The 12,041-nt window shown below is 67.4% G+C and carries 12 protein-coding genes; 5 read left to right on the plus strand and 7 right to left on the minus strand.

Features of this window, described 5'->3' with window-relative positions:
• From ABD260_RS05675 to ABD260_RS05685, 3 genes are all read right to left on the minus strand, one after another.
• A partial coding sequence (locus ABD260_RS05675; protein WP_344232265.1) for a hypothetical protein occupies positions 1-1,023 on the minus strand: 1,023 nt, incomplete at its 3' end.
• 281 nt (positions 1,024-1,304) lie between these two features.
• On the minus strand, positions 1,305-1,586 hold the full coding sequence (locus ABD260_RS05680; protein ID WP_344232267.1) for a hypothetical protein: 282 nt from the start codon (positions 1,584-1,586) through the stop codon (positions 1,305-1,307).
• Positions 1,587-1,641: 55 nt separating this feature from the next.
• A complete protein-coding gene (locus tag ABD260_RS05685) occupies positions 1,642-2,085 on the minus strand; it encodes an Hsp20/alpha crystallin family protein (protein ID WP_344232269.1) in 444 nt (147 codons plus the stop codon).
• 137 nt (positions 2,086-2,222) lie between these two features.
• On the opposite strand from ABD260_RS05685, the gene ABD260_RS05690 reads away from it, so the two are divergent.
• Positions 2,223-2,951 carry a hypothetical protein gene (locus ABD260_RS05690; RefSeq protein WP_344232270.1) on the plus strand — a complete coding sequence of 243 codons (729 nt, stop codon included), beginning with the start codon at positions 2,223-2,225 and terminating at the stop codon, positions 2,949-2,951.
• 128 nt (positions 2,952-3,079) lie between these two features.
• Here the strand turns inward: ABD260_RS05690 and ABD260_RS05695 are convergent, their stop codons facing one another.
• From ABD260_RS05695 to nrdR, 3 genes are all read right to left on the minus strand, one after another.
• Complete coding sequence (locus tag ABD260_RS05695; protein ID WP_184830934.1) at positions 3,080-3,709, minus strand: hypothetical protein; 630 nt, start codon at positions 3,707-3,709, stop codon at positions 3,080-3,082.
• A gap of 199 nt (positions 3,710-3,908) precedes the next feature.
• Positions 3,909-6,803, minus strand: coding sequence for a vitamin B12-dependent ribonucleotide reductase (locus ABD260_RS05700; protein ID WP_344232271.1), 2,895 nt, complete (start codon positions 6,801-6,803; stop codon positions 3,909-3,911).
• Between the two features lie 121 nt (positions 6,804-6,924).
• Positions 6,925-7,413: a transcriptional regulator NrdR gene (gene nrdR, locus ABD260_RS05705; RefSeq protein ID WP_344232272.1), complete on the minus strand. Its 489-nt coding sequence runs from the start codon at positions 7,411-7,413 to the stop codon at positions 6,925-6,927.
• Between the two features lie 405 nt (positions 7,414-7,818).
• On the opposite strand from nrdR, the gene ABD260_RS05710 reads away from it, so the two are divergent.
• Together ABD260_RS05710 and ABD260_RS05715 are read left to right on the plus strand one after the other, a co-directional pair.
• Positions 7,819-8,778: a nucleoside hydrolase gene (locus ABD260_RS05710; RefSeq protein ID WP_344232273.1), complete on the plus strand. Its 960-nt coding sequence runs from the start codon at positions 7,819-7,821 to the stop codon at positions 8,776-8,778.
• Complete coding sequence (locus ABD260_RS05715) at positions 8,775-9,344, plus strand: GNAT family N-acetyltransferase (protein WP_344232274.1); 570 nt, start codon at positions 8,775-8,777, stop codon at positions 9,342-9,344. The genes ABD260_RS05710 and ABD260_RS05715 overlap by 4 nt, the downstream gene beginning before the upstream one ends.
• A gap of 151 nt (positions 9,345-9,495) precedes the next feature.
• Here ABD260_RS05715 and ABD260_RS05720 read toward each other — a convergent pair whose 3' ends face one another.
• Positions 9,496-9,915: a LysM peptidoglycan-binding domain-containing protein gene (locus ABD260_RS05720; protein ID WP_344232275.1), complete on the minus strand. Its 420-nt coding sequence runs from the start codon at positions 9,913-9,915 to the stop codon at positions 9,496-9,498.
• Positions 9,916-10,477: 562 nt separating this feature from the next.
• Between ABD260_RS05720 and lexA the strand changes: the two genes are divergently transcribed.
• Positions 10,478-11,290: a transcriptional repressor LexA gene (lexA, locus tag ABD260_RS05725; RefSeq protein ID WP_344232276.1), complete on the plus strand. Its 813-nt coding sequence runs from the start codon at positions 10,478-10,480 to the stop codon at positions 11,288-11,290.
• Positions 11,291-11,338: 48 nt separating this feature from the next.
• The gene (locus ABD260_RS05730; RefSeq protein ID WP_344232277.1) at positions 11,339-11,848 is read left to right on the plus strand and encodes a glutathione peroxidase; all 510 of its coding nucleotides are present in this window, start codon (positions 11,339-11,341) and stop codon (positions 11,846-11,848) included.
• The last annotated feature ends 193 nt before the right edge of the window (positions 11,849-12,041 follow it).

Below are 12,041 nucleotides of genomic sequence, written 5' to 3' on the forward strand. Positions count from 1 at the left end.
CCCAGTCGACCCAGTCGACCCAGTCGACCCAGTCGACCCAGTCGACCCAGTCGACCCGGTCGACCCGGTCGACCCAGTCGACTCAGCCGGGGCGTCTGGGTCTGCCGGGTCAGCTGGATTGGCTGGACTGGCTGGGGCAGCTGGACTGGCTGGGTCAGCTGGATTGGCTGGGTTTGTGAGGTTCTCGATTGCCGTGCTGAAGGCGAGTTCGGCGCGGGTCGGCTGTTGGCGTTCGAGCTTCTCGGCGGTTGCGCGCCGTACGGGGAGATCGTTCGCCGCAGCCGACAACTCGGTCAACGTGTCGAGCAGGCCGACCGCGGTCTCGACCTCACCCGGATGATTCACCAACCACCAGACAGCTGCCGACCCGGGCGTCGCGAACACGTCATCCTTCAGGTACGCGCGTTTGTCCTGCTCCATCCGCCGTTCGAGCAGTGTCGTCTGCTCCCGTCGATGCAGAGCGGCCAGATGGTGCAAATGCTTCTGATCCGCGTCAGGCAACCGCAGCCGCACCTCGGTCGCCCAGCTCCGTACCTGACCCTTCTCATCCAGCGCAGGCTCACCAAGAATCGCGGCCAACCGGTGCTGGTTGAGCGACTCCTCGGTCACCTGCTGCCGGGCGGTCAACGATCGCGCCCGGTCAAGCAGCGCATCCACAGCCACCGCACCCAGATCCGCATGCCGCGACCCCGACAACACCGTCGACCACTGAACAATCGCCGAAAAACTGAACTGAAAGTCCGGCGACGCAGACGGCAACCGTACGTCGGCAACAGTCCGCGACGGCGGACCGGAGAACACCGGCTCCGGCTCAGGCAGTACGACGGACGGCGCCGGCTTCGGTGCCGGCCGCACCACGGGCCGAGGCACTTCCGGCTGCTGCCAAACCACGGCCAGCAACACGAGCAGTACGACGGCCATCACCACCGCGGCCCACGCGGGCAACCCAACTACCAGCGTCACCAGGTACAGCACCAGCACAATCCCAGCAGCCGCCAGGAGCGAATTCCGATGGAGCTTCATGGTGGCGTTCCTTACCGAGACCACAGACCACGCCACACGAGACGAGTCCAAGAAAAAGTCTCACATGCGCCACCGGAACCAGCCCTTGGAAGCGTGTCGGCTGGACAGCGGTGATGCGGCCGCCCGCGTCGGCTGTTTCCTCGCGAAAGCCACGCGGCGCAAACTTCGGGACGTCGCCGCGAATGAGGGTGCTGGTGGCGGGCGGCCGCATCACCGGTAAAGGGGTGGTCGAAAAGGTCGGTTACACACCTCCCGTACGGACTCGATGGTGATCTGGTTCGTCAGTCGGTCGCGGGCCGCGGAGGGCCTCGCTCACGGCTGTGAGGCCGCTGCCGCGGCGCACGACCGAGCCTGGTGCGATGCCGGGATGACCACCGCGACAGTGGCCGCGCCGCCCAGCCGCCGGCCGGCACGCACAGCCTGTCGCTGGGTGGCTCGCACGGCGATTCCCAGCCGGCGGCGATGAGCGCGTCGAACTCGGCCCGCATCAGGTCGTCGTCGGCGAGCACGAGGTCGACGAAAACCTCAGCCTCGGCAGCGATCTGCTGGTGGGTCGTGGTCATTCGATCTCACTCCATCGACAAGACTTCTCGTCGAGTGACGACTCCGGCCGCCGGTTCAGGCGTTGATCTGCTTGCGGCCGTCACCGGCGGTCGTGACCGAGATCTTGCGTGGCTTGGCCTGCTCGGCGATCGGGATCTTCAGCGTCAGCACGCCGGCCTCGTACCCGGCCTCGATCCGGTCGGCGTCGAGGGTGTCGCCGAGGAACAGTTGCCGCGAGAACACGCCGAGGGGCCGTTCGGAGACCTGCAGTTCCACGCCCTCACCGGTGTCGAGCGGGCGGCGTTCGGCCTTCACGGTGAGTACGTTGCGCTCGACATCCAGCTCGATGGCGTCCGGCGAAACCCCTGGCAGATCGAACGCAACCACGTACTCATCGCCTTGCCGGTAGGCATCCATCGGCATCGGCGTCGGACGGGTCCAGGTACCCGGCGTCTGGCTTCCGAAGAACTGCTGCGCGAACCGGTCCAGCTCGCGGAACGGATCAGTGCGCATCAACATCGTTCCTGCACCTCCTGTTGTCGTTTCACGGTGGTGTCAACACGCATCTCTGGTATAGCATGTCATCGAAACGATGACAAGAAGCTTGTGTCAACTAGCCGATGACACGAGCGCGGTTGAGAGGACGGAGGTGACCAATGGCAGCCGCAGACGTGCCGGAAGACCTGCCAAAAGCAGATCAGCCGGCTTCGGTCTCGGCGGTGTTCGCGGCCGTGGAGGAGACAGTTCGGCAGCTCACACCGCCCGTACCGGCCGACGCCGACCCGGCCCAGGACAGCTCGGGCAATGACAGCTCCGGCAATGACAGTTCGGCCCAGGACGGCTCGATGGAGGCCGGGTCGAGCGATTTGCTCGCCGCGCTGGCCGGACTGCGCCTCGTACAGGAGCGACTCGCTGCCTGGGAACCCTTGCTGATCGGTGCGGCCCGGACCCACGGCGCCAGCTGGGCCGCGATCGCCCCCGCGCTCGGCCTGGCCAGCCGGCAAGCCGCCGAACGGCGCTACCTGCGACTCAACTCGCACGCCACCGACCCCGAAGGGATGACCGGCGAGCAGCGAGTCCAAGCAGCCAGGAACCGGCGGGCCGGCGATCGCGCGGTCAACCAATGGGCGCGGGCCAACGCGGCCATGCTGCGCCAACTGGCCGCCCGGATCACTGCACTCGACGGCCTCGACCGGGCCAGTCAGCAAACCGTTGACCGGGTCCTGCTCGCGCTCGGCGACAACGACAGCGCCAAGCTCCTCTCCCCGCTCTCCGCAGCCGGAGCGGAACTCGAGGACACGCATCCGGCGCTGGCAGGCGAAGTCGCCGACATCAACACCACCACCGACCAGCTACGAACCGGGAACACTGCCCGGACACCATGAGCCCAGGTGTACGTGCGGCAGGCAGGCCCACCCGCCCCGACGTACCCGCGTGACGAGCTGCTCCTACCGGGCGATCAGCCAGCGCGGATCGGTTGGCCGACGCGGATCGGTTGCTCGACGCGGACCGGTCAGCCGGTCAAGGAGCGGAGGGCTCGGCGGGACGGGGTCAGGAGGACCGGTTTGTAGGGGCAGCGTTGGTCGGTGAGGGTTTCGTAGGCCCGGATGGCTCGGTTGGCGGCGTCCCAGCCTTGTTCGGCGGGGGTGCGGCCCAGGCCGCGGTTGCGGACCAGGGCGCCGTAGAACGCGGAGCAGAAGACGGTCGCCTCGTACCAACCGATGACCGTGCTGGTGCCGATGTACGTGATGTCGTCCTGGAGGCAGTCGCGGATGGCGCGTTGCCACTTGCCGATGCCGGTTTTGCAGCCGTCGGCGATCACGACGCCGCTGGAGATGCCCCACTGGCGGTCCAGGAACCACTCGGCCAGGGATTTGAGCGACACCTGGGTCTCGCCGTCGGTGGACAGAAAGGACGGCTCCTCACTGTGGTCACCGTGTGCCATCACGTGCAGGACGGTCGACGGGGTGGTGAGCGCGGAGAACGCGGTCTCGTGGTCGCGGGTCCGGACGAAGTTCACGTCGATGACGGGCTGGTCCCAGCCGGCGTTGATGTTGCCGGTGATGCCCTGGACGAACGTCATCGAGGCATCGAACGAGCTGTCCAGCCCGAGGTCCACCAGAGTGATCAGCCGGTTCTTCATTCGCCCACCCCTCCACCGCGATTCGTGCCCCGCTGGACCATGATGAACCACAGATCCGACAGTTCGCGCCCGGGTGGGCAGGCGATGAGACGTACACCGGCGGCCGTACAACGTACGCCGGACGCACCTCGGCCCCCGGGGGAAGTGGGAAGTTCCCGGGGGCCGTGGTGCTTTCAGTCGCGGCGGAGGCCGCCCTCCATCAGCTGCAGCCGGAGGTGCTGCCGCAGCCTTCGCAGACGTAGCAGGAGCCGCTCGGGCGCATCTTGGTGCCGCAGGTGAAGCAGAGCGGGGCGTCGACCGACGTGCCGGTGATCAGCTCCAGCATCTCCGCGGTGGTGTGCGCCTCGCCGCGGATCGGCTTGACCGACGCCGCCTCGACCGACTTGGCGCCGGTCTCGGTGCTCTCGGCCGGCTCGACCGTCTTCAGCGACTCGGCCTCGGAGACCTCCGGGACCGGCTCGTACGAGCCGGTGTCCAGCTGCCGGGACCGCTCCTCCGCGGAGTAGATGCCCAGCGCGGCCCGCTCGTCGAACGGCAGGTAGTCCAGCGCCAGCCGGCGGAAGATGTAGTCCATGATCGACTGCGCCATCCGGACGTCCGGGTCGTCGGTCAGACCGGCCGGCTCGAACTTCAGGTTGGTGAACTTCTGGACGTACGTCTCCAGCGGCACACCGTGCTGCAGCGCGATCGAGATCGCGATCGAGAAGGCGTCCATCACCCCGGCCAGGGTCGAACCCTGCTTGCCCATCTTCAGGAAGACCTCGCCCAGCCCGTCGTCCGGGTAGGAGCCGGCGGTCATGTAGCCCTCGGCGCCACCGACGGTGAACGAGGTGGTCCGCGACGGGCGCGACTTCGGCAGCCGCTGCCGGGTCGGCCGGTACTCGATCACCTTCTCGACGATCTTCTCCGCCGTCGCCGCCTCGGCCGCGACCGCGTCGGCGGCCTTCTTCGCCTTCGCGTCCGCCAGCGGCTGACCGACCTTGCAGTTGTCGCGGTACACCGCGAGCGCCTTCAGGCCGAGCTTCCAGCCCTGGAAGTAGACGTCGGCGATCTCTTCGACCGTCGCGGTCTCCGGCAGGTTCACCGTCTTCGAGATCGCGCCGGACAGGAACGGCTGCGCCGCGGCCATCATCCGGACGTGGCCCATCGGCTTGATCGCGCGCTCACCCATCGCGGTGTCGAAGATCTCGTAGTGCTCCGGCTTCAGGCCCGGGGCGTCGACGACGTGACCGTTCTCGGCGATGTACTCGACGATCGCCTCGATCGTCTCCTCGGTGTACCCGTACTGGCGCAGCGCCCGAGGGACGGTCTGGTTGACGATCTGCATCGAGCCGCCGCCGACCAGCTTCTTGAACTTGACCAGCGAGAAGTCCGGCTCGATCCCGGTGGTGTCGCAGTCCATCATGAAGCCGATGGTGCCGGTCGGCGCGAGCACCGAGGCCTGCGCGTTCCGCCAGCCGTTCTTGGCGCCGATCTTCAGTACGCCGTCCCAGGCCGCCGCCGCGTGCTGGTGCACGTCCTTGTCGATCTCGTGCATGGTCCGGATCGCGTCGTTGGCCGCGGCGTGCTTGCGCATCACCCGGGTGTGGGCGTCCTTGTTCCGCTCGAAACCGTCGTACGCGCCGACGATGCCGGCCAGCTCCGCGGAGCGCTTGTACGAGGTGCCGGTCATCAGCGAGGTGATAGCGCCCGCCAGTGCGCGACCACCGTCGGAGTCGTACGCGTGCCCGGTCGCCATCAGCAGCGCGCCGAGGTTCGCGTACCCGATGCCCAGCTGCCGGTACGCCCGCGTGGTGACGCCGATCGCCTCGGTCGGGAAGTCGGCGAAGCAGATCGAGATGTCCATCGCGGTGATGATCAGCTCGACGGCCTTGACGAACTTCTCCGAGTCGAACAGGTCGTCGTCGCGGAGGAACTTCAGCAGGTTCAGCGACGCCAGGTTGCAGGACGAGTTGTCCAGGTGCATGTACTCCGAGCACGGGTTGGACGCGGTGATCCGGCCCGTCTCCGGCGTGGTGTGCCAGTCGTTGATGGTGTCGTCGTACTGCAGGCCCGGGTCGGCGCAGGCCCACGCCGCCTGGGAGATCTTGTCGAACAGCTTCCGCGCGTCGACGGTCTCGATCACCGAGTTGTCCAGCCGCGCCCGCAGCCCGAACTCGCCCTTCTCCTCGACCGCGCGCATGAACTCGTCCGAGACCCGGACCGAGTTGTTCGCGTTCTGGTACTGCACCGAGGTGATGTCGCGACCGCCGAGGTCCATGTCGAAGCCCGCGTCCCGGAGGATGCGGATCTTCTCCTCCTCGCGCATCTTGGTGTCGACGAACTCCTCGATGTCCGGGTGGTCGATGTCCAGCACGACCATCTTCGCCGCCCGCCGGGTGGCGCCGCCGGACTTGATCGTGCCGGCCGACGCGTCCGCGCCGCGCATGAAGCTGACCGGGCCGGACGCGGTCCCGCCGGAGGACTGCAGCAGTTCCTTGGAGGAACGGATCCGGGACAGGTTCAGCCCGGCGCCGGAGCCGCCCTTGAAGATCAGGCCCTCTTCCTTGTACCAGTTCAGGATCGACTCCATCGAGTCGTCCACGGCGAGGATGAAGCAGGCCGACACCTGCTGCGGCGAGGACGTACCGACGTTGAACCAGACCGGCGAGTTGAAGCTGAAGTACTGGTGCAGCAGCAGCCAGGTGAGCTCCTGCTCGAAGACCTCGGCGTCGTGGGGCGAGGTGAAGTACCCGTGCTCCTCACCGGCCTTGCGGTACGTCTTCACCACCCGGTCGAGCAACTGCTTGAGGCTCCACTCCCGGTTGTCGTGGGCGAGCGCGCCACGGAAGTACTTGGTGGTGACGATGGTCGAGGCGTTCACGCTCCAGAAGTCGGGGAACTCGACTCCGCGCTGCTCGAAGACGGTCTCGCCGGTCTTCCAGTTCTGCTGCACGACGTCGCGACGCTCCCACGTCACCTCGTCGTACGGGTGTACTCCTTCGGTGCTGAAAACCCGCTCGATGGTGAGTCCCGCGGGCGCGTTCTTGCGCCCCCGGAACCCGGCCGCCGACCGCTTGGTCGACCCCGAGTGGCCGGTCACCGTCTCTGTCATGGCTGCTCCTCGCCCTGTGTCTGTACTGCTGCGGTCTGTCGGGACCGCCCCGTTGAGGTACCGCTTGCTGCGTTTTCTTCGAATTGCCACTACTTGGAACTTCCGTTCCCCCGGTTTACGTCTACTGGGTCGGCTTCAGCTGGCCCGGTTCGGTGCCGCGCGGCTCCTTCTCGGCGCGCAGCAGCGCGATCTCGGTCTCGAAGTCGTCGGCCGACTCGAACTGCCGGTACACGCTCGCGAACCGCAGGTACGCGACCTCGTCCAGCTCCCGCAGCGGCCCGAGGATCGCTAGTCCGACCTCGTGCGCGGGAATCTCCGGCGAGCCGCTGCCCTTCAGCGCGTCCTCGACCTTCTGCCCGAGCCGGGCGAGCTGGTCGGCGTTCACCGGCCGGCCCTTGCACGCCTTCCCGACCCCGCTGATGACCTTCTCCCGGCTGAACGGCTCGGTCGCGCCGGAGCGCTTCACCACGGTCAGCTGCATCTGCTCGACAGTGGTGAATCGCTTCTCGCAGACCGGGCACTGGCGCCGGCGGCGGATCGCTCCGCCGTCCTCGGCCACCCGGCTGTCGACCACTCGGGAGTCGGCGTGCCGGCAATACGGACAGTGCATGACGGATCACTCCTCCCGTGGCCGTCCGAGTGGACGGCTGTGGATCAGCCTGGGGACAACTTGTGTAGAACCTGTGGGCAACCAACCACAACCTGTGGAAAATTACACCCGTGTAACCACTACATCTAGCGATCCTAGAACTCTGCTCCCCCAGTTGCAAGAACGCCCCGATCTCCCGCGCGTGTCTGAAGTTTCAACATTCGCGCGGCCCGATGTACTCCCGCGTGGCGCCCTCCGGATGACCCTTTCGGGGCGCAAACTACGTCCTCGCCGCAGCCCCTGGGCGGTGGCCGAGCGGGGCCTCGGGCGGGTCGTCGCGGAGCTGTTCCGGGCCCTGACGCGGGGTGACTTCCGCGGGCCGGACCGGGTGTGCCGACCCGGAATCGGATAAGTGAGGATGTGCACATGAAGCCGGTGATTCTCGATGTCGACACGGGTCTCGACGACGCGTGCGCGCTGCTGCTGGCCGCCCAGCACCCCGAGCTCGATCTGAAGGCCGTGACGTGCGCCGGCGGCAACGTCGGGCTGGACGATGTGGTGATCAACACGCTCACCGTGCTGGATGCCGCGGGGCGTCCGGATGTGCCGGTCGCCGCGGGCGCCGCCGCGCCGCTGATCCAGGCCGTGCGGCCGGCGCCGCACATTCACGGCGTGGACGGGCTCGGCGATCTCGCTTGGCCGCGCTCGACCCGTACGACCGATCCGCGCCATGCCATCGAGCTGCTGCGGGACGTACTGCGTGCGGCCGCGGCGAGTGGTGAGCTGATCACGCTCATCCCGCTCGCACCGTTGACGAACATCGCGCTGCTGCTGCGTACGTACCCGGACGCGGCTGCCGGTTTGCGGGAGATCGTATTCATGGGCGGGTCGGCCGGAATCGGGAACGTGACTGCCGCCGCCGAGTTCAATACCTGGGCGGACCCGGAGGCGGCGGCGATTGTGCTGGCGGCTGCTGATGAGCTCGAGGTGCCGGTGACGATGTACGGGCTGGATGTGTTCTACGACGTGGTCGTGACACTCGAGCAGGCGCGTACGTTGGGCGGGTCGCAATCCGCCGATCTCGCGCGGGCCGTGATCGAGAAGCGGAGCGAGCTGTACCAGGCCGATGGGGCGACGATCGGCGACGGTGGTGCGGTCTGTGCGGTGATCGATCCGGCGGGGCTGGAGACGGAGTCGTACCCGGTGCGCATCGAGCTGTCCGGGAGCTGGTCGCGGGGACGGACGATCGTTGATACGCGAGTTCGGCCCGGGGATCTGAGCGGAGATCCGCTGGGGCAGGCGGCGAGGAGCGTGCAGGTCGCGACGGCGGTGGACGGCAAACGGTACGCCGAGCTGTGGCTCACGACAGTAGGGATGGGGTTATGAGTGGATTTCGTCCTGGGTATCCGTTGCGGACCGAGCGGTTGGAGTTGCGGCCGCATCGGAGGGACGACCTGGATGATCTGTTCGCGTTCCACTCGCTGCCCGAGGTGGTGCGGTACACGCCGTGGCCGGTGCGGGATCGGGAGCAGACGCGGGCCGCGCTGGAGAAGAAGCTCTCCCAGGGTGAGCTGACGGAGCCCGGCCAGTGGCTGGTACTCGCGATCGAACTGCGCGAGACGGGCACGGTGATCGGCGAGGTGCTGCTCAAGTGGGCGAGCGAGGCCGATCGTCAGGGCGAGATCGGGTTCGCGCTGCATTCGGCGTACCAGGGCAAGGGACTGGCGGCGGAGGCGGCTCGCGAGGCACTGCGGCTGGGCTTCGAGGAGCTCGGTCTGCATCGGATCGTGGCCGTGCTCGACGACCGGAATGCGGCCTCGGCGCAGCTGCTCGAACGCCTGGGGATGCGCCGGGAGGCACATCACCTCCACGCCTCGCAGTTCAAGGGCGAGTGGGCCAACGAGTACGTGTACGCGCTCCTGGACGACGAGTGGCGAGCTTCCAGGCCCTAATCGGCGGCCTGCTGGTCGGTTGGCGCGCGCGGAGCCGGCGGTGGGTGTGTCAGCCGACGCGTGGAGAGCTGACGCTGCGTTTGTCAGCCTGCGCGTGCGGAACTGACGGTGCGTTAGTCAGCCTGCGCGTGCGGAACTGACGGTGCGTTTGTCAGCCTGCGACGGGGATTTGGAGGGTTTGGCCGGGGGTGACGTCCGCGGGGGTGCGGAGGTTGTTCAGGTTGGCGATCTTCTCGACGACCACGGTCGGGTCCTGGCCGGGGTTGGTGTCCTGGGCGATCGACCACAGGCTCTGACCGGGGGCGACCTGGACCGGAACGGTGTGGGTGAAGCGCGGACCGGGCTCGAGCACGCCGCTGACCCGCAGGCCGAGCACGACGATCGCCGCCCCGAACACCAGCACGGACAGCGTCGTCACCAGCATCCGCCCACGCCGGGTCAACCGAAGCGCGACCGGTTCACTGTCAGTCAGCCGACGAGCGGTCGGCGCCGAACGGCCCAGCACCTCCCCCGAGCAACCCCGCACCGGCATCGGCTCGGTCGTCGCCCCATGAATCCGCTGGCGACGCACCGGAGCAACCGTCGGCGACGGAACCGACTCCACCCGCCGTGCAACCGGGACGGAAGCACCCTCCGCCGAGCGGCGAGTGGTCGGCGTGGGAACCACCCGGAGCAGGCGGCGTGCCGGGGATTGGGCAGGGGGTGTCGGCGGGTGGGGTTGGTGGTGCGGGGTGAGTGCGTCGGCCGTGAGAGCTGGTGTGCTCATCGGTTCCTCCAGACCTCGGTCAGTCCACGTCCTGCGGTGCTGGTTCCTGTCTACCGGCCGCCTCCGACAGTTTTCGGAGGGCGGCCCGTTCGATCAACCCGAACACCTGTTCGATCGAACGTCTGTACGAATGATTAACCGACAGCCGCCCGTCGCGCAACCATCTCCAACCAGGACACGCCCAGGAAATTCCCTGCCGCGGAAGCACCCCGCGTACGCCCTATAACCCGACACACGAACAAACGTGCGAACCGACACGCCTTCGAACAGATGTTTGAAGAATCTCAGAATTCGGTCTACGGTCATCACAGTCAGCAAGCTTCGGCCGGTGCGGTGATCGCCGGCCCGCACCCGAGGAGCACCAGCGATGGCCAGGACGCCGAGCGGTTCCAGCAAGGACGAGCGCACAGGCGTGGAGAAGGCGGCGGGCAAGGCAGCGGAGAAGTCTTCGGCCAAGTCCGCGGACCGGACCGTCAGCGAGCTGCCGGACGGGCCGGCCGACGCGACCGGGCTGACCCCGCGGCAGCGCCGCGTGCTGGACGTGATTCGGGACTCGGTGGACAGCCGCGGCTACCCGCCGTCGATGCGCGAGATCGGTGAGCGGGTCGGCCTGACCAGCTCCTCCTCGGTGTCGCACCAGCTCCGCGTGCTGGAGCAGAAGGGCCTGCTCCGCCGCGACCCGAACCGGCCCCGCGCGATCGAGGTCCGCTACCCGGGCGAGGTGGACGCCGCGGCCCGCCGGTCCGCGCTCGGCCCAGTTCGGCAGACTGCGTACGACGAGACCGGGGCCGGCGACGCGCACCCGGACGCGGCGTACGTGCCGGTGGTCGGCCGGATCGCCGCCGGTGGCCCGATCCTCGCCGAGCAGGAGATCGAGGAGGTCTTCCCGTTGCCGAAGGCAATGGTCGGCGAGGGCACGCTGTTCATGCTCCGGGTCAAAGGTGAGTCGATGATCGAGGCGGCCATCTGCGACGGCGACTGGGTGGTCGTCCGGCAGCAGCCGACCGCGGAGAACGGTGACATCGTGGCCGCGATGATCGACGGCGAGGCGACCGTGAAGACGTTCAAGAAGACCAAGACGGAGATCCTGCTGCTGCCGCACAACCCGGCTTTCGAGCCGATCGACGGCACCGACGCGACCATTCTCGGAAAGGTCGTTACAGTTCTGCGTCGCGTCTGACATGGGAGACGGCCTGCGAAGTCCGGCGGGTCATGTCAGCATTGAGTCATGACGACTGTCTATGACTTCAGCGCGGCGCGGATCGAAGGCAATGAACAGTCTCTTGCCGATTTCCGCGACCAGGTGCTCCTGGTGGTGAACACGGCGTCGCAGTGTGCCCAAACCCCGCAGTACACGGGGCTGCAGAAGCTCTACAAGACCTACCGTCGGCAGGGCTTCTCCGTGCTCGGGTTTCCCTGCGACCAGTTCGGCCATCAGGAGCCCGGTGACGAGAACGAGATCGCGAACTTCTGCTCGACGATCTACCACGTCACGTTCCCGATGTTCGCCAAGGTCGAGGTGAACGGTTCGCGGACGATTCCCTTGTACAACTGGCTGAAACGCGAGCAGGGCGGCCTGCTCGGCGGCCGGATCAAGTGGAACTTCACCAAGTTCCTGGTCGGCCGGGACGGCGCGGTGATCGCCCGGTACGCGCCGACCGCGACGCCGGAGAAACTGGCCGACAAGATCGAGGCCGCGCTGGCGGTGCCGGCGCCGTCGCGGGAAACGAACGACTGACCCAACCGGCGGTTTCGGGGCCGTGCGCAACTGTTGTCCGGCGCCAATTCTGCGACAACTGAACAGAAAGCGTCGCAGCGACGCAGCGCATTCACCTCGCATTCACCGCATTTCGAACACTTCTGCCGATGATCTGCATGTCGCGAATACCGGCAATTTCAGCTTTCCGGGCAGGTTCCCGGCCGGCGAAACA

Origin of the sequence: Kribbella hippodromi (genome assembly GCF_039531045.1) — a bacterium.
GTDB classification, from domain to species: Bacteria; Actinomycetota; Actinomycetes; order Propionibacteriales; family Kribbellaceae; genus Kribbella; species Kribbella hippodromi.

Coding starts and splice junctions, on each gene's coding strand:
- ABD260_RS05680 (WP_344232267.1), bottom strand. CDS start 1,586: ATGACCACGACCCACCAGCAGATCGCTGCCGAGGCTGAGGTTTTCGTC.
- ABD260_RS05685 (WP_344232269.1), bottom strand. CDS start 2,085: ATGTTGATGCGCACTGATCCGTTCCGCGAGCTGGACCGGTTCGCGCAG.
- ABD260_RS05690 (WP_344232270.1), top strand. CDS start 2,223: ATGGCAGCCGCAGACGTGCCGGAAGACCTGCCAAAAGCAGATCAGCCG.
- ABD260_RS05695 (WP_184830934.1), bottom strand. CDS start 3,709: ATGAAGAACCGGCTGATCACTCTGGTGGACCTCGGGCTGGACAGCTCG.
- ABD260_RS05700 (WP_344232271.1), bottom strand. CDS start 6,803: ATGACAGAGACGGTGACCGGCCACTCGGGGTCGACCAAGCGGTCGGCG.
- nrdR (WP_344232272.1), bottom strand. CDS start 7,413: ATGCACTGTCCGTATTGCCGGCACGCCGACTCCCGAGTGGTCGACAGC.
- ABD260_RS05710 (WP_344232273.1), top strand. CDS start 7,819: ATGAAGCCGGTGATTCTCGATGTCGACACGGGTCTCGACGACGCGTGC.
- ABD260_RS05715 (WP_344232274.1), top strand. CDS start 8,775: ATGAGTGGATTTCGTCCTGGGTATCCGTTGCGGACCGAGCGGTTGGAG.
- lexA (WP_344232276.1), top strand. CDS start 10,478: ATGGCCAGGACGCCGAGCGGTTCCAGCAAGGACGAGCGCACAGGCGTG.
- ABD260_RS05730 (WP_344232277.1), top strand. CDS start 11,339: ATGACGACTGTCTATGACTTCAGCGCGGCGCGGATCGAAGGCAATGAA.